This is a genomic window from Caulobacter radicis (genome assembly GCF_003094615.1).
Lineage (GTDB): Bacteria > Pseudomonadota > Alphaproteobacteria > Caulobacterales > Caulobacteraceae > Caulobacter > Caulobacter radicis.
Genome location: NZ_QDKO01000009.1, coordinates 333,403 through 348,770 on the forward strand (window position 1 = coordinate 333,403; position 15,368 = coordinate 348,770).

General features: G+C 68.5%; 16 protein-coding genes. 5 read left to right on the top strand and 11 right to left on the bottom strand.

The genetic code is table 11. The features are described 5' to 3' along the window. The first annotated feature begins 66 nt into the window (after positions 1–66). Positions 67–1,371: an acyl-CoA dehydrogenase family protein gene (locus DDF62_RS03885; protein ID WP_116487893.1), complete on the top strand. Its 1,305-nt coding sequence runs from the start codon at positions 67–69 to the stop codon at positions 1,369–1,371. Positions 1,372–1,548: 177 nt separating this feature from the next. Here the strand turns inward: DDF62_RS03885 and DDF62_RS03890 are convergent, their stop codons facing one another. The 6 genes from DDF62_RS03890 to tipF all read right to left on the bottom strand — a co-directional run bounded on the left by DDF62_RS03890 (position 1,549) and on the right by tipF (position 6,771). After that, complete coding sequence (locus DDF62_RS03890; protein WP_116488202.1) at positions 1,549–2,490, bottom strand: bifunctional riboflavin kinase/FAD synthetase; 942 nt, start codon at positions 2,488–2,490, stop codon at positions 1,549–1,551. Positions 2,491–2,504: 14 nt separating this feature from the next. Then, the gene (locus DDF62_RS03895) at positions 2,505–2,924 is read right to left on the bottom strand and encodes a MaoC family dehydratase (RefSeq protein ID WP_058347678.1); all 420 of its coding nucleotides are present in this window, start codon (positions 2,922–2,924) and stop codon (positions 2,505–2,507) included. A 62-nt stretch (positions 2,925–2,986) separates the two neighbouring features. Beyond that, positions 2,987–3,847 carry a TIGR01459 family HAD-type hydrolase gene (locus DDF62_RS03900; RefSeq protein WP_116487894.1) on the bottom strand — a complete coding sequence of 287 codons (861 nt, stop codon included), beginning with the start codon at positions 3,845–3,847 and terminating at the stop codon, positions 2,987–2,989. A gap of 117 nt (positions 3,848–3,964) precedes the next feature. After that, a complete protein-coding gene (locus DDF62_RS03905; protein WP_116487895.1) occupies positions 3,965–4,651 on the bottom strand; it encodes a 2OG-Fe(II) oxygenase in 687 nt (228 codons plus the stop codon). Continuing rightward, positions 4,648–5,370: a methylated-DNA--[protein]-cysteine S-methyltransferase gene (locus tag DDF62_RS03910; protein ID WP_116487896.1), complete on the bottom strand. Its 723-nt coding sequence runs from the start codon at positions 5,368–5,370 to the stop codon at positions 4,648–4,650. Before DDF62_RS03910 ends, DDF62_RS03905 begins: the two co-directional genes overlap by 4 nt. Positions 5,371–5,502: 132 nt before the next feature. Beyond that, on the bottom strand, positions 5,503–6,771 hold the full coding sequence (gene tipF, locus DDF62_RS03915) for a flagella assembly cyclic-di-GMP phosphodiesterase TipF (RefSeq protein ID WP_116487897.1): 1,269 nt from the start codon (positions 6,769–6,771) through the stop codon (positions 5,503–5,505). A gap of 199 nt (positions 6,772–6,970) precedes the next feature. Between tipF and DDF62_RS03920 the strand changes: the two genes are divergently transcribed. From DDF62_RS03920 to DDF62_RS03935, 4 genes are all read left to right on the top strand, one after another. After that, entirely contained in the window at positions 6,971–7,282 is a 312-nt protein-coding gene (locus tag DDF62_RS03920; RefSeq protein ID WP_116487898.1) for a FeoA family protein, read from the top strand. Continuing rightward, positions 7,279–9,162: a ferrous iron transport protein B gene (gene feoB, locus DDF62_RS03925; protein WP_165832182.1), complete on the top strand. Its 1,884-nt coding sequence runs from the start codon at positions 7,279–7,281 to the stop codon at positions 9,160–9,162. The genes DDF62_RS03920 and feoB overlap by 4 nt, the downstream gene beginning before the upstream one ends. Positions 9,163–9,198: 36 nt before the next feature. Continuing rightward, entirely contained in the window at positions 9,199–9,471 is a 273-nt protein-coding gene (locus DDF62_RS03930; RefSeq protein ID WP_116487900.1) for a hypothetical protein, read from the top strand. Between the two features lie 111 nt (positions 9,472–9,582). Beyond that, the gene (locus DDF62_RS03935; RefSeq protein ID WP_116487901.1) at positions 9,583–9,969 is read left to right on the top strand and encodes a type II toxin-antitoxin system VapC family toxin; all 387 of its coding nucleotides are present in this window, start codon (positions 9,583–9,585) and stop codon (positions 9,967–9,969) included. A 10-nt stretch (positions 9,970–9,979) separates the two neighbouring features. Here the strand turns inward: DDF62_RS03935 and DDF62_RS03940 are convergent, their stop codons facing one another. From DDF62_RS03940 to pheS, 5 genes are all read right to left on the bottom strand, one after another. Further along, a complete protein-coding gene (locus DDF62_RS03940) occupies positions 9,980–10,858 on the bottom strand; it encodes a 3-hydroxybutyryl-CoA dehydrogenase (protein WP_116487902.1) in 879 nt (292 codons plus the stop codon). 172 nt (positions 10,859–11,030) lie between these two features. Then, entirely contained in the window at positions 11,031–11,303 is a 273-nt protein-coding gene (locus tag DDF62_RS03945) for a GNAT family N-acetyltransferase (RefSeq protein ID WP_101715107.1), read from the bottom strand. An 88-nt stretch (positions 11,304–11,391) separates the two neighbouring features. Then, positions 11,392–13,830, bottom strand: coding sequence for a phenylalanine--tRNA ligase subunit beta (gene pheT / locus DDF62_RS03950; protein ID WP_116487903.1), 2,439 nt, complete (start codon positions 13,828–13,830; stop codon positions 11,392–11,394). Continuing rightward, positions 13,827–14,198, bottom strand: coding sequence for a hypothetical protein (locus tag DDF62_RS03955; RefSeq protein WP_101718181.1), 372 nt, complete (start codon positions 14,196–14,198; stop codon positions 13,827–13,829). The genes pheT and DDF62_RS03955 overlap by 4 nt, the downstream gene beginning before the upstream one ends. After that, on the bottom strand, positions 14,198–15,271 hold the full coding sequence (gene pheS, locus DDF62_RS03960) for a phenylalanine--tRNA ligase subunit alpha (protein ID WP_116488203.1): 1,074 nt from the start codon (positions 15,269–15,271) through the stop codon (positions 14,198–14,200). The genes DDF62_RS03955 and pheS overlap by 1 nt, the downstream gene beginning before the upstream one ends. Between the last annotated feature and the right edge of the window lie 97 nt (positions 15,272–15,368).

The following is a 15,368-nucleotide window of genomic DNA, read 5'->3' on the forward strand; positions in this document are numbered from 1 at the left end:
CCGCGCCCGTCAACTCGGTGCTACACATGCTTCAAACAAGTGTTTGAACCAGGGATCGGGAACGCCATGGACTTCGACATCTCTCCCCGCCAGCGGGAATTCCTCGACCGGGTGAACGGCTTCATCGAGACGCACGTGCGTCCGGCCGTCCCCGTCTACGAAGCCGAGATGGACGTTCCCGCCGACCAGCGCTGGAAGGTCGTCCAGGTGCTGGAGGACCTGAAGCAGAAGGCCAAGGCCGAGGGGCTGTGGAACTTCTTCATGCCGCCCCACAGCGGCCAGACGCATGTCGACGACACGTTCCAGTTCGAGGGCGTGCAACTGACCAACCTCGAATACAGCCTGATCGCCGAACAGCTGGGCAAGATCGGCTTCGCGTCTGAGGTCTTCAACTGCTCGGCGCCCGACACCGGCAACATGGAAGTGCTGATGCGCTACGGCACGCTGGCGCAGAAGGAGCGCTGGCTGCGCCCGCTGATGAACGGTCAGATCCGCTCGGCCTTCCTGATGACCGAGCCGGCGGTGGCCAGCTCCGACGCCACCAACATCGAAACCCGCATCGAGCGCGACGGCGACGACTACGTCATCAACGGCCGCAAGTGGTGGTCCTCGGGCGTGGGCGACCCGCGCTGCAAGGTCGCCATCGTCATGGGCAAGACCGATCCGACCGCCTCGACCCACCAGCAGCAGAGCCAGGTGCTGGTGCCGCTGGACGCGCCGGGCATCGAGGTGGTGCGCATGCTGCCGGTGTTCGGCTACGACGACGCCCCGCACGGCCATGCCGAGGTGATCCTGAAGGACGTGCGCGTGCCGGTCGAGGACGGCCTGATCCTGGGCGAGGGGCGCGGCTTCGAGATCGCGCAGGGCCGCCTTGGTCCCGGCCGCATCCACCACTGCATGCGCACCATCGGCGCCGCCGAGGTGGCGCTGGAGAAGATGGTCAAGCGCCTGATGACCCGGAAGGCCTTCGGCAAGTACATCTCCGAGCACTCGGTGTGGGAGCAGCGCATCGCCGAGGCCCGCATCGACATCGAGATGTGCCGCCTGCTGTGCCTGAAAGCCGCCGACATGATGGACAAGGCCGGCAACAAGGCCGCCCGGCTCGAGATCGCGATGATCAAGGTCGCCGCGCCGCGTATCGCGCTCAAGGTGATCGACGACGCCATCCAGGCCCACGGCGGCGGCGGCGTCACCACCGACTACGGCCTGGCCAAGCTCTATGCCGGCATCCGCACCCTGCGCCTGGCCGATGGCCCCGACGAGGTGCACTGCCGCACCATCGCCCGGATGGAATACGCCAAGTACGGCGATCTGGCCTACGCCCAGAAGGCCGAGCGCGAGGCGGCGCTGCACGTGCCGGGGATTCGGTGATCCGCTAACGGGTCGAGTTTCGAGGAACCTCCCCCTGTGGGGGAGGCGGCCGAAGGCCGGTGGGGGGGAAGTTTTCAGCTTCCGCCGCGCCGGCCTTTTCTGCATTCACACCCCCCACCGATCGCTTCGCGATCGCCTCCCCCAGAGGGGGAGGTTCCTTGTGGAGTCGCCTCGTCTTTAAAACCCCGGCGCGACGATCGCTCGCGCCTGGGTCTCGTCGCAGCGGATCTGCTGGATCATCAGCTCGATGCTGTCGAACTTCAGTTCGGGACGCAGGAAGGCGATCAGCTGGGTTTCGATGACCTGGCCGTAGAGGTCCTCGTCGAAGTCGAACAGCCAGGTCTCCAGCCGCGTCTCGACCTCGCCCGTGGTCGGGTTGTTGCCGAGGTTGGCGACGCCCGGGATCACCCGGCCGTCGGGCAGGCGCGTGCGGGTGGCGTAGACGCCGAGTTTCGGCACCACGTAGTCGACGATCTCGACATTGGCGGTGGGAAAGCCCAGCTGGCGGCCCAGCTGCTGGCCGCGGCGCACGACGCCCTCGATGGCGAAGGGGCGGCCCAGGATCCGGGCGGCTTCCTCAGGATGGCCGGCCCGCAGGGCCTCGCGCACGCCGGTGGACGAGAACTTCTCGCCGTCGCGATTGGCGACCGGCTCGGCCACCGAGACCGAGAAGCCCAGTTCCTCGCCATAGGCCTTCATCGCCTGCGGGCTGCCGGTGCGGCCCTTGCCGAACGAGATGTCGAAGCCGACGGCCACGTGCCTGATCCCCAGGCCCTGGTGCAGGACCCGCTCGGCGAAGGCGCGGTCGTCCAGCGTGGCCATCTCGAAGTCGAACGGCAGCAGGTAGAGGAAGTCCACGCCCAGATCGCTCAGCAGGCGGGCCTGCTGCTCGATGGTCATCAGCCGGAACGCCGGCTCGGTGGGGCGAAACAGGCGCCGGGGGTGCGGGTCGAAGGTGACCACGCCCAGCGGGACCTTCAGCTCGCGCGCGGCCCTGGCGGCCTCGGCGATCACCTGCTGGTGGCCGCGATGCACGCCGTCGAAATTGCCCAGCGCCACGGCCGCGCCCTTCTCCTCGGGGGAGACGTCCTTCCAGCCGTGGACGATCTTCAGGCGCACGCGCGGATCCATGCTCAGGCGCCCTTCTTCGGAACCAGGACCACGGCCTCGCCGTCGACCACGGCCTTCCTGCCGACGATGCAGGTGGTCGACAGGGTCACGCGGCCCTTGGCCTCGTCGATGGCGGTGACCGCGACCTTGACCACCACGGTGTCGCCGATGCGCACGGGGCGCTTGAAGTTCAGCGACTGCGACAGATAGACCGCGCCGGGGCCGGGCAGGGTGGTGCCCAGCGCCGCCGAGATATAGCCGGCCGACAGCATGCCGTGGGCGATGCGCTCGCCGAAGCTCGTCGTGGCGGCGTAGTCGGCGTCGAGGTGGACGGGATTGGTGTCGCCGGTGACGTCGGCGAAGGCCTGGATGTCGGCTTCGCCCACGGTGCGGCTGAACTCGGCCGCCTGGCCGACGCTCAAGTCCTCGAGAAAGAGACCCATGCGATCCCCGATCCTGCGTTCTTATTGATCTTGGACAGGCTTTGTAGCCGTTCGATCCGTCTTCACCAGACCAGATCGGCGATGGCGTGCGTGGCGCCGACGCTTTCGGCCGCCAGCAGCTTGGCTACGGCTTCCGGCGCCAGCAGGCCGTCGGGGCCCAGGGCCTTGTCGCCATGGATGCCCTTGGCGACGAACAGGCAGGCCAGCTTCTGGTTCTCGGCGCCCAAGACGTCGGTGATGATCCCGTCGCCGACGCACAGCACGCGCGAGCGGTCCACCGGGCCGCCCTTCAGGCGCTCGGCTTCGGCGAGGGCGAGGTCGTAGATCGCCGCGAACGGCTTGCCGGCCATCACCACCTGGCCGCCCAGCTCCTCATAGAGGTCGGCCAGGGCGCCGGCGCAGAAGATCAGCTTGTCGCCGCGCTGCACCACGCGGTCGGGATTGGCGCAGATGAACAGCAGGCCGCGATCAGCGGCCACCTTCAGGCGGTCGCGATAGTCCTCGGGGGTTTCGGTCTCGTCGTCGTAGAGGCCCGAGCACAGGATGAAGTCGGCGTCCTCGCAGCCGGCGAGCGTCAGGTCGAGGCCCGCCCACAGCGGCGCGTCGCGCTCGGGGCCGATCTTCCAGACCTTCTCGCCCGCGCGCGGCGTCAGCAGAGAGCGGGTGGCGTCGCCGCTGGTGACGAAGGCGCTCCAGGCCTCGCGCTGAACCTTCAGGCCGTCCAGCTGGGACAGCACGTCCTGCGAGGGGCGCGGGGCGTTGGAGATCAGCACCACCGGCCCGTGGTCAGCATTGAACCGCTCCAGCGCCTCGCAGGCCTCGGGGAAGTTGCGAACCCCGTTGTGGATGACGCCCCAGACGTCGCAGAGCACCACGTCATAGCGGTCGGTCAGGGCGGAGAGGCCGGCGGGAAAGTCGATCATGGATTGGGCGGGTACCGGTCATAGGCGGGAGCGTCAATGGCGTCGCGCTGGCCTTCCCGCAGGACCGCGCGCCCGCTCATATGGTGCGTGGGCGCGATCCAGCAACGGGTTCGCACCTCACGTCGCGTCGTGGAAGATCATGCCCAGCGTCCTGCGGGTCCCGCTCCGCACCGCGCTGACGCCATGGCGCAGGATGCGGCGATGGACGCCCCGCGTTCCCTCGGCCGGCCGCTCGCGCACGGCGAAGATCACGCCCTCGCCCTGGCCCAACGGCACGACCTGGGCTGCCGACTGCTGGCGGGGGCGCTGTTCGACGATGACGAACTCGCCGCCCTCGAAGTCGCGGCCCGGCTGGTCGAGCAGAAAGGCGGCCTGCAGGGGGAAGACATGCTCGCCGTAGAGGTCCTGGTGCAGGCAGTTGTAGTCGCCGGGACCGTAGGTCAGCAGCAGCGGCGTAGGCCGCGCCTGGCCGGCCGCGTGACAGCGCTTGAGCATGTCGTCCAGCGCCTCTGGAAAGCGCAGCTCCTCGCCCAGCCGCGCCATCCAGCCGTTGGCGATGGCGGCCAGCGGCGGATAGAGGCCGGCCCGCAGCCTCTGGACCGTCTCGGGCAGCGGATAGGCGAAATACCTGTATTCGCCGCGCCCGAAGCCGTGGCGGGCCATGACCACCCGGCTGCGGAACGGCGCGTCCTCGGGGTAGAGGCCGGCGACCCTGGCGCAGGTCTTCGGCGTCAGGACCGGGCCGGTCAGGGCCCAGCCCCGGGCGTCGAGCTCGGCGGCGATACGCGTCCAGTCCAGGCTCAAGCCGCGCGCTCCCGCTCCAGAAGAGCCTTCTTGCGTTCCACGCCCCAGCGATAGCCGGAAAGGGCGCCGTCCGAGCGCACCACGCGGTGGCAGGGCGTCAGCACCGCCAACGGATTGGCGCCGCAGGCCTGGGCCACGGCGCGCACGGCTTCGGGCCGGCCGATGGCGCGGGCGACCTGGGCGTAGGAGGCCGTGGACCCGGCGGGGATGTCCCGCAGGGCCTTCCAGACGGCGCGCTGCAGCTCGGTGCCGCGCTCGTCGAGCGCGAGGTCCGCGCCGGCGCCGCTTTGGATCGCCGCTGTCAGGGCGGCCAGGGCCGGGGCGGCGCCGTCGTCATCCTCGACCAGCCGGGCGCGGGGAAAGCGGGCGGCCAGGCCCTCGGCCATCGCCGCGCGGTCGTCGCCGAGGATCAGCAGGGCCAGGCCCGTCTGCGAGGTTGCGGCCAGGGCCAGGCCCAGGGGCGTCTGACCAAAGCCGTAAGCCAGGGTCTCGATCGGCTCGTCGGGGCGGCAGCGCAGGCAGGCGCGCAGGCCGGCGGCGCGGGCGGCTTCCCGGGTCTCGTAGAAGGCGACGTTGCGGCGCAGCGGCCGGCCCGCGCAGCTGGGGCGGCAATAGACGCCGGTGGTGCGCACGCCGCAGAAGAAGGCGCCGTCGGCGGCGCGGTCGCGACGCTCGATGGCGGCCCAGCGGTCGTCGTCGGTTTGATAGGCGGTGGTCATGTCGGGCTCCTTTCGGATCTGCCGACAGGATCGCGCCGTCGCCCGGTCGCGTCATTCCGATGCTTGCGGTCAAACGAAAACCGCCGCCGGAGCGATCCGGCGGCGGCTTGAAGTCTCGTGAAGCGGCCTGGCCTACCAGTTGGCGGCGCGGCGGCGCAGCGGGGCCTGGACGAAGTCGGCCGGGGGATCGGTCTCGGCCAGGACGGCGTCGCGGATGGCGCGCGGCTCGCCGAACAGGTGGCCCTGGCCGTAGCCGATGTCGAGATCGAGGATCTCGGCGATCTGGCGTTCGCCCTCGACCTTCTCGGCGATCACCTCGACGCCGTAGCGGCGCATCAGGGCGGCGAAGTCGGCGGCGTTGAGGTCGGGCAGCGAGCTGAGCACCAGCTTGCCGTCCTGCTCTTCCAGCTGCTCGAGGATCAGCTGGGCGCCGACCTTGACGAACTTGACGTCGGCGCGGGCCAGGTCCTGGAAGTCCAGATCCAGGTCCACGACCTTGTCGAGGCTGAACTGGAAGCCGAGGCTGGCGAGGCGGGCCATGTGACGGGCCTCGACCGGGCCGCGCTGGTTGAAGGCGGTCTGGCCCAGCTCGAAGATCAGCGAGCCGGCCAGGTCCTTGTTGCCCTGCAGGAATTCGAGGAACTGCGGGAAGAAGGTTTCGTCGGCCAGGCTGGCCAGCGAGATGTTGCAGAAGATGCCGACCTTGCGGTCCTGCTTGGCCAGGCGGCGCACGATCTGCACGCAGCGGAACAGCAGCAGGTTGTCGACAGCCGTCATCAGGCCTTCCGGCTCGGCCACGGCCAGGTACTCGGCCGGCATCATCACGCGGCCGGTCTCGTCGCGCAGGCGCGAGAAGCTTTCGTAGAAGACGGTGCGGCGCTGGGGCAGGCTGACGACCGGCTGCAGGTAGAGGTCGACGCGGTTCTCGGCCAGGGCGTCCTGCACGGCTTCCAGCACGGCGTTGACCGGAGCGGCGGCGCCGCGGCCGCGGGCGTCGTGGCGGGCGGCCGCGACCTGATGGGTCAGCTGGCTTTCCAGGCGCTCGCTCATGCGCTGCATCAGGTCTTCCAGCTGGTGGACCTCGCTGGTCAGCTCGGCCGAGCGCTTCTCGGCGTCCTCGGCGACGCTTTCCACGAGGCTGGTCATGCGCGCGTCGATCTTCTCGATCTGCTCGACCAGGATGCCGTGGGCCTCGCGCACGGTCTCGATGTCCAGCTTCAGCTGGGCGTTGTCGAACATGCCGCCGATGATGCCGTGGGACGCGAAGCACAGGCCCAGCGACCCGATGAAGGCCGACAGGCCGACAGCAGGGGTCGCCCCCATGCGCCACAGCAGCAGGGAGACGATAAGAGCCAGGCAAAGATAGGCGCCGGTCAGCAGAGCCAGCTTGAGCCTTCGCATTTCGGGTCCCTACGAATCGCTTGCAAAAATTAATGCAACCGGAGCGGCCTTGAGTCGAATAGATTAACGCTGCTGGGCCATTACGCCGCGCCATGCCTGTTAATTTTTTCCGCGACCGGCGTTCTTAAGGGGCATCTTTCATCGACAGTGGCGGTTGGGGCTGATAATCGTTCGCAACTTTTCGCCGCGAGGCCCAAGAATGTCCGACGCCGTCCTCACCGCCGATGACGCCCTTGCTTCCGACGCGCCGACCCGCGCCCTGAGCACGGCCGCGCGCGGCGAGACCGGCGTCATCGTCGCGGTGCGCGGCGAGACCGGCGCGGCCGAGGCCGTGGCGTCCGACGAGCTGGAGCGCCGCCTGCTGGAGATGGGCTTCGTCGAGGGCGCGCGCATCGAGATCCTGCAGGAAGGCCTTTTCGGCCGTGACCCCATCGCCGTGCGGGTGGACGACACCCGCGTGGCCCTGCGCCGCCGCGAGGCGCGCGCCGTGACCGTTCAGTTCGACGGATAGACGCTTTGACCGACACCGCTATCCGGCCCGCGCGCATCGCGCTGGTCGGCAATCCGAATTCCGGCAAGACCGCGCTGTTCAACGCCCTGACCGGGGCCCGCCAGAAGGTGGCCAACTACGCCGGCGTCACCGTCGAGCGCAAGGAAGGCCAGCTGGTCACGCCGGGCGGTCGGACGATCCGCGTCCTCGACCTGCCGGGCACCTACTCCCTGCGCGCTCGCAGCCCCGACGAGGTGGTCACCCGCGACGCCGTGCTCGGCCGTCTGTCGGGCGAGACCGCCCCTGACGTGCTGGTCTGCGTGGCCGACGCCACCAACCTGCGCCTGGTGCTGCGCCTGGTGCTGGAGCTCAAGCAGGTAGGCCGGCCGTTCGTGCTGGCCCTCAACATGTTCGACATCGCCCAGCGCCAGGGCCTGCGCATCGATCTGGAGCAGCTGTCGCGCGAGATCGGCGCGCCGATCGTCACCACGGTGGCGACCCGCAAGCGCGGCCTCGACGAGTTGCTGACCCAGGTCGACACCCTGACGCTGACCCACTCCAACGCCGGCGACAACACCTGGCGCGAGCCGAACGCGAGTGAGATCCGCGCCGCTCACGGCGAGGCCCAGCGCATCTATCGCGACTGCGTGCGCCCGCCCGAGCGTCCCGACACCCTGACGGGCAAGATCGACGCGGTGCTGCTGCATCCGGTGGCCGGCCTGCTGATCCTGGCCGCCCTGATGTTCACCGTCTTCCAGTCGGTGTTCGCCTGGGCGACCGTGCCCGCCGACGCCATCGACGCCGGCTTCGCGGCCCTGGCGGGGCTGGTCTCCGAGCATCTTCCAGAGGGCTTGCTGGCCAGTTTCATCGCCGACGGCCTGATCGCCGGCGTGGGCAGCGTGCTGGTGTTCCTGCCGCAGATCCTGGTGCTGTTCTTCTTCATCCTGATCCTGGAAGACAGCGGCTACATGACCCGCGCGGCCTTCCTGCTGGACAAGCTGATGGGCGTGGCCGGCCTGCATGGCCGGGCCTTCATCCCGCTGCTGTCGAGCTTCGCCTGCGCCATCCCGGGGATCATGTCGACGCGGGTGATCGACAACAAGCGCGACCGCCTGACAACCATCCTGATCGCGCCGCTGATGACCTGCTCGGCCCGCCTGCCGGTCTACACCCTGATCATCGGCGCCTTCGTGCCGCGCGAGACGGTCGGGGGGATCTTCAACCTGCAAGGGCTGGTGATGTTCGGCCTGTTCGCGACCGGCATCGTCTTCGCCCTGCTGGTCTCGGCCATCATCCGCCGCATCTTCTGGCGCGGCGCGGCCGAGCCGCTGATGATGGAGCTGCCGACCTATCGCTGGCCCGAGCCGCGCAACGTGGCGCTGAACCTGTGGACCCGCGCCAAGATCTTCATGAACCGCGCCGGCCGCATCATCCTGCCGCTGATGGTGCTGGTCTGGGTGCTGTCGACCTTCCCCTATCCGCCGGAAGGCGCGACGGGGCCGGCGATCGACTACAGCATCGCCGGGCGCGTGGGTAAGTTCATCGCGCCGGTCATGGAGCCGATCGGCTTCAACTGGCAGATGACCGTGGCCCTGATCCCGGGCATGGCCGCCCGCGAAGTGGCCGTGGCGGTGCTGGGCACCGTCTACGCCGTCGGCGGCGACGCCGACTCCCACGATGCGCTGAGCACCCTGCTGTCGCAGCAGTGGTCGCTGGCCACCGCCCTGGCGTTCCTGGCCTGGTACGTGTTCGCGCCGCAGTGCCTGCCCACCCTGGGCGTGGTCAAGCGCGAGACCAACAGCTGGATCTGGCCGACCGTCATGTTCTTCTACATGGTCGGCTTGGCCTATCTGGCGGCCTTCGTCGTCTACCACACGGCCGTGGCGCTGGGGGCTGGGTGAGTCGTCGGACGGGCGAGGCCGTGTTAGGCTTCGCCCATGACGATCCAGTTCGACATCGCCAAGCTCAACAGCCTCGACGAACTCCTGGCCGTAATCGACGCGGGCGAGGACATGACGCTCGTCCGCGATGGCAGGATCATCGCTACGGTGAATGTCGAGAAGAAGCCGGAAGGGCTTGATGGGCCCAAGGCGCAGCGCCGGCTGGGAGCTTGGGAACACCTGAAGCTGGATCTCCCGGATGATCTTTTCATCGGCCCGGATCCTGAGATCGAGGCCCTGATGGACGCCCCGATAATTCCTCGTACATAGCGAAGCTCAGACGCGCCTGTTCGGTCCCGAGCGGTTCCCGCGAAGTCCCGCGTATCCTTGGGACTTGGGTGGACCTGTTTGGTAGTTTTCAGCTCGACCTAGGGGGCTGAAATGCGGCTACTGATCGATACCCACGTCCTGATCTGGAGCCTGACTGATCAGGCGAAGCTTTCGCCCGCAGTAGCCGGGGCGATGCTCGACCTGAACAACGAGATTTTTGTCAGCGCGGTGTCGATATACGAGGTTCTCTACAAGCGACTGAGGGCGCGTGGAACGTCCCTCGAACGCATGCCGGTCGATCTTGAAAAGGTGGTGCAGGACCAGGGGCTGTCCTGGCTGCCGATTTTACCGGGTGATTGCGCTGCCGCGGCCGCATTACCGGACCATCATCGTGATCCGTGGGATCGCATCCTGGTCGCGCAGGCGAAGAGGGGCGACCTCCTCTTGGCCACTGTGGACGAGGAGGTACGTGCCTACGACGTTCCGATCCTGTGGTAGCCGACGCGCCTCAGCGCGTCGGGACCGGGACCTCGCCGCGATAGTCGTAGAAGCCGCGGCCGGTCTTTTTGCCGAGCCATCCGGCCTCGACATACTTCACCAGCAGCGGGCAGGGGCGGTACTTGCTGTCGGCGAGACCTTCGTAGAGCACGTTCATGATGCTCAGCACGGTGTCCAGGCCGATGAAATCGCCCAGCTCCAGCGGGCCCATCGGATGGTTGGCGCCCAGCTTCATGGCGGTGTCGATGGCGTCGACCGTGCCGACGCCTTCGTACAGCGTGTAGATCGCCTCGTTGATCATCGGCACCAGGACGCGGTTGACGATGAATGCGGGGAAGTCTTCGGCGTTGCTGGTGATCTTGCCCAGCGACTTGGCGAAGGCCACGGCCGTCTCGTAGGTCGGCACGTCGGTGGCGATGCCGCGGATGATCTCGACGAGCTTCATCAGCGGCACGGGGTTCATGAAGTGCAGGCCGATGAACCGCTCGGGTCGGTCGGTGGTCGAGGCCAGGCGGGTGATCGAGATCGACGAGGTGTTGGAAGCCAGCAGGGTGTCGGGCTTGAGGTGCGGCTGCAGGCTGCGGAAGATGGCCTTCTTGACCTCTTCGTTCTCGGTGGCGGCCTCGATGGCCAGGTCGGTCTGGCCGATGGCCTCGACGTTCTCGGCGGCGGAGATGCGCGCCAGGGCGGCGTCGGCCGCGGCCTGGTCGATGATGTTGCGGCTGACCTGGCGGGCGAGGTTCTTGCCGATCAGCGCGATGCCGGCGTCGATACGCTCGCGCGAGACGTCGTGCAGGCGGACGTCGTAGCCGCCCAGCGCGCAGACATGGGCGATGCCCGAACCCATCTGGCCAGCGCCGATCACGCCGACCGTCTTGATATCAACCATGAAAATCCAAGCCTTCGCTCACGGTCGCGCAGGCTCCCGGCAGGGCGCGCTGGACCGTCACGAAAGTTCTAGCACGAGTAGCCGCACGCTCGACAAGGCTTTGCTGCGTTGCAAACGTTCACGAGGCGCCAGTTTGGACGGCGATCCGAAACTATCCGCCTGGCGAGGCCGCTCAGGCGATCAGTTCGGGGTCGTTCCGCCGCAGCCAGGCCGCGGCGTAGGAGCACAGTGGCGTGATCCGCATGCCCTCGGCCCGGGCCACCTCGGCGACCTTGGTCATCAGGCGGCCGGCGGCGCCAGTGCCGCGCAGGGCGGGATCGGCCTCCACATGCGGGATGACCAGGCGATGGCCGCTGCGCTGGTAGTCGGCGAAGGCGATCAGGCCGTCGACTTCCAGTTCGTAGCGGCTCTTGGCGGGGTTGTGGCTGAAGAGGTCGTCGCTCATGGGGCCTGAAACGCGAAAGGGGCGAAGGTGGATGCAGCGCAGCATCACCTTCGCCCCTCACATGGCGTTCAAGCTTGTAGGTTCAAGCTCAAGCCCGAAGCTTGCCGCCCGCTTTCTCGACGGCGGCGACGACCTTGGCCGACAGGGCCTCGATCTCGGCGTCGGTCAGGGTGGCGTCGCGCGGCTGGACCAGCACCTCGATCGCCACCGACTTGGAGCCTTCCGGCACGCCGGGACCCTCGTAGACGTCGAAGACGCGGGCCGAGGCGATCAAGGCCTTGTCGGCGCCGGCCGCGGCCTTGACCAGATCGCCGGCCGCCTTGGCCTTGTCGGCGACGAAGGCGAAGTCGCGGGTCAGCGGCATCAGGGCCGACGGCGTGAACGCCGCCTTGGTCTTGACGGCCTTCTTCTTCGGCTCGGGGATCGCCTCCAGGACGATCTCGAAGCCGTAGACCGGGCCTGCGACGTCCAGCGCCTTCAGCACCGCGGGGTGCAGTTCGCCGAACTCGGCGACGACGGCCTTGGGGCCCAGCTGCAGGCGGGCCGAACGGCCCGGGTGCCACCAGGGCGAAGCCGAACCCTGCGCGGTCTGCAGCGAGGCCACCGGCGCGCCGATCTCCTCCAGCAGGTTCATCAGATCCGTTTTGATCGTGAACACGTCCTCGGCGGCGCGCTTGTCCCAGGCGCGCGGCGGGCGCGGGGCCAGGATGCCGGCCACCACCGTGCGCTGGTCCTTGGGACCGTCGCTCAGGAACACCGGGCCGACCTCGAACAGGGCGACGTCGGCGAAGCCGTGTCGGGCGTTGCGGCCGGCCGCTTCGATCAGGTTGGGCAGCACCGAGGGGCGCATGCAGTCCAGTTCCGAGGCGATCGGATTGGCCAGCACCAGCTCGGCGGCGCCGCCGCCGAACAGCTGGGCGGTGGCGCGGCTGGTGAAGCTCCAGGTCACGGCCTCGGCGTAGCCCGACGCGGCCAGGGCGCGACGGGCGGTGCGGGCGCGGGCCTGGCGGGCGGTCAGCACGCCGCCGACGGCGCGCGGAACTTCCGGCAGGGGCGTGGACGGCAGGGCGCCGAAGCCGGCGATGCGGGCCACTTCCTCCACCAGGTCGGCCTTGCCGTGTACGTCGCGACGGAAGGTCGGCGGCGTCACGCAGACCACGCTCTCGACATGGGTGGCGAACTCGGCGACCGGCACGTCCTTGGGCGGCTCGATCTTGAAGCCCAGGGCCTGCAGGATCGACAGGCTCTTCTCGGGCGCGATGTCCAGGCCCGACAGGCCCTGCACATAGGCCGGGTCGAACAGGATCGGACCGGGCGCGGCCGGCGCCTCGCCGGCCACGAACACGTCGGAGGCCTCGCCGCCGCACAGCTCAAGGATCAGCTTCGTGCCCAGCTCCAGGCCGGGAACGACCGAGCCGGTGTCGACCGTGCGGGCGAAGCGGTACTGGGCGTCGCTGTTGATGCCGGTGTCGCGGCCGGTCTGGGCGATGCGGATCGGCTCGAACCAGGCGCTTTCCAGGAACACGTCGACGGTGGCTTCCGAGCAGCCGGTGCTTTCGCCGCCCATGACGCCGCCGATGCCGATCGGACGTTCGCCTTCGGCGTCGGCGATGACGCTCATGGCCGGGGTCAGCTCGTAGGTCTTGCCGTCGAGCGCGATCAGGTGCTCGTCGCCATGGACGCCGTGATGGCCGAAGCGCGCCACGATCTTCGATCCCGACAGCAGGGCCGCGTCGTAGACGTGCAGCGGCCGGGCGCGGTCGTAGGAGACGTAGTTGGTGATGTCGACCAGGGCCGACTTCGGATTGATGCCGATGGCCTTCAGGCGGTCCTGCAGCCACTTGGGCGAGGGGCCGTTCTTGACGCCCTTGATCAGGCGGCCGGAGAACACCGGGCAGGCCTCGCCGTCCACCGCGACCGTGATCGGGCAGGGGAAGGTCCCCGGGACCGGGGCGATCGACAGGTCCTTCAGCTTGCCCAGGCCCGCGGCGGCCAGGTCGCGGGCGATGCCGGCGACGCCCAGCCAGTCGGGGCGGTTGGGAGTGACTTCGAAGTCGATGACGGCTTCCAGGCCCAGCGCCACGGCGGCGGGCGTGCCGACGGCCAGGTCGCTGGACAGTTCCAGGATGCCCTCGGACCCGTCGTCGGCTTCCAGTTCCGAACCCGAGCACAGCATGCCGTTGGAGACGACGCCGCGCACCGGCTTCTCGACCAGGGTGACGCCAAGGCCCGGCACATAGGCGCCGATCGGGGCGTAGATGGTGGTCAGGCCGACGCGGGCGTTGGGCGCGCCGCAGACGATTTCCTTGCGGCCGTCGATCGTGTCGACCTGGCAGACGCGCAGGCGGTCGGCGTTCGGGTGCTGGACGGCCTCGACGATCTTGGCGACGCTGAAGGCGGCCAGCTTGGCGGCCGGGTCGGTGACATGCTCGACCTCGAGACCGGCCATGGTCATGGCGGCGACCACCTGCGCGGCGGTCGCTTCGGTGTCGAGGTGATCCTTGAGCCAGGAAAGGGTGAACTTCATTGCGTGGTTTCCAACGCCAGGATCTGCTGCAGGAAGGTCTCGGGGCCGGTGAAGCCGACCGCGAAGAACTGGCAGCCGATGAAGGCGCAATCCTTGAAAGGTAGGGCGCCGATGACCTTTTCACCGGCGGGGCGCAGCACGAGGTTGGCGATGTCTCCGCCGTGGAAGCCGAAGTTGGTCGAGTCGAAGGTCACGCCTTCGAGCGCCAGCATCACCACCGGCCCGTGCAGGCGGCAGTTCTTGAAGGTGCGGCCGCTGACCATGTTCACGCCGCCCTGAAGCTGGGCGCGGAACAGGTCGATCAGCGAGATCTCCAGGTTCTCGAAGACCTTGGCCGAACCGTCGATGGTCGGACGCGGGGCGTTCATCACGACAGCCCCGAAGCCGGGTTCGGCGCGGCGAAGCCCGAGAAGCCGTAGTGGGCCAGCCAGCGGCTGTCCGACGCGAACATGTCGCGCAGGTCAGGCATGCCGTACTTCAGCATCCCCAGGCGATCGACGCCCATGCCGAAGGCGAAGCCCTGGTACTCGTCCGGATCGATGCCGCAGGCGCGCAGCACGTTCGGGTGGACCATGCCGCAGCCCAGGATCTCGAGCCAGCTCGAGCCCTGGCCGATCTTGATTTCGCCGCCCGAGCGGTCGCACTGCACGTCCATCTCGGCCGACGGCTCGGTGAACGGGAAGTGGTGCGGGCGGAACTGCGTCGTCACCGCGTCGGTCTCGAAGAACCGGGCGATGAAGGTCTCCAGGGTCCACTTCAGGTGGCCCATGTGGATGCCCTTGTCGATCACCAGGCCCTCGACCTGGTGGAACATCGGCGTGTGGGTGGCGTCGCTGTCGCAGCGATAGGTGCGGCCCGGCGCGATGATGCGGATCGGCGGCTTCTGCGAGACCATGGTGCGCACCTGCACGGGGCTGGTGTGCGTGCGCAGCAGCATGCGTTCGCCCGTCTCCTTCGGTTCGAAGAAGAAGGTGTCGTGCATTTCGCGGGCCGGGTGCTTCTCGGGGAAGTTCAGGGCCGTGAAGTTGTGGAAATCGTCCTCGATGTCCGGACCTTCGGCGACGGCGAAGCCCATGTCGGCGAAGATCGAGACCATCTCGTCCATGACCTGCATGGTCGGGTGGACGGAGCCCTTGCGGCGATAGGGGCCGGGCAGGGTGAGATCGAGGGTCTCGCGGGCGAGGCGCGCGTCGAGCTCGGCGGCTTCCAGCGAGGCCTTCTTCTCGGTGATGGCCGACTGCACGCGGTCGCGCAGGGCGTTGATCGCCGCGCCGCGTTCCTTGCGCTCGTCGGGGCTCATCGCGCCCAGGGTCTTGAGCAGGCCCGAGATCGAGCCGGTCTTGCCTACGGCCGCCACGCGGACGGCGTCGAGCGCTTGCAGATCGCCGGCGGCGGCCACCTGGGCCAGGACGTCGGATTCGAGGGTGTTGAGATCGGTCATGACGGGCATCCGTCTAGGCGGTTTTGACGCTTGGTGGAACCGGATAACGCACAGCAAAAAGCCCTCCGGCTCGCGCCGGAGGGCTTTTCAAAGGATA

Excerpts from the sequence above, each read along its gene's own strand:
- DDF62_RS03885 (WP_116487893.1), top strand. The coding sequence starts at position 67 with ATGGACTTCGACATCTCTCCCCGCCAGCGGGAATTCCTCGACCGGGTG.
- DDF62_RS03895 (WP_058347678.1), bottom strand. The coding sequence starts at position 2,924 with ATGGGTCTCTTTCTCGAGGACTTGAGCGTCGGCCAGGCGGCCGAGTTC.
- DDF62_RS03900 (WP_116487894.1), bottom strand. The coding sequence starts at position 3,847 with ATGATCGACTTTCCCGCCGGCCTCTCCGCCCTGACCGACCGCTATGAC.
- DDF62_RS03910 (WP_116487896.1), bottom strand. The coding sequence starts at position 5,370 with ATGACCACCGCCTATCAAACCGACGACGACCGCTGGGCCGCCATCGAG.
- tipF (WP_116487897.1), bottom strand. The coding sequence starts at position 6,771 with ATGCGAAGGCTCAAGCTGGCTCTGCTGACCGGCGCCTATCTTTGCCTG.
- DDF62_RS03920 (WP_116487898.1), top strand. The coding sequence starts at position 6,971 with ATGTCCGACGCCGTCCTCACCGCCGATGACGCCCTTGCTTCCGACGCG.
- DDF62_RS03930 (WP_116487900.1), top strand. The coding sequence starts at position 9,199 with ATGACGATCCAGTTCGACATCGCCAAGCTCAACAGCCTCGACGAACTC.
- DDF62_RS03935 (WP_116487901.1), top strand. The coding sequence starts at position 9,583 with ATGCGGCTACTGATCGATACCCACGTCCTGATCTGGAGCCTGACTGAT.
- DDF62_RS03940 (WP_116487902.1), bottom strand. The coding sequence starts at position 10,858 with ATGGTTGATATCAAGACGGTCGGCGTGATCGGCGCTGGCCAGATGGGT.
- DDF62_RS03945 (WP_101715107.1), bottom strand. The coding sequence starts at position 11,303 with ATGAGCGACGACCTCTTCAGCCACAACCCCGCCAAGAGCCGCTACGAA.
- pheT (WP_116487903.1), bottom strand. The coding sequence starts at position 13,830 with ATGAAGTTCACCCTTTCCTGGCTCAAGGATCACCTCGACACCGAAGCG.
- DDF62_RS03955 (WP_101718181.1), bottom strand. The coding sequence starts at position 14,198 with ATGAACGCCCCGCGTCCGACCATCGACGGTTCGGCCAAGGTCTTCGAG.
- pheS (WP_116488203.1), bottom strand. The coding sequence starts at position 15,271 with ATGACCGATCTCAACACCCTCGAATCCGACGTCCTGGCCCAGGTGGCC.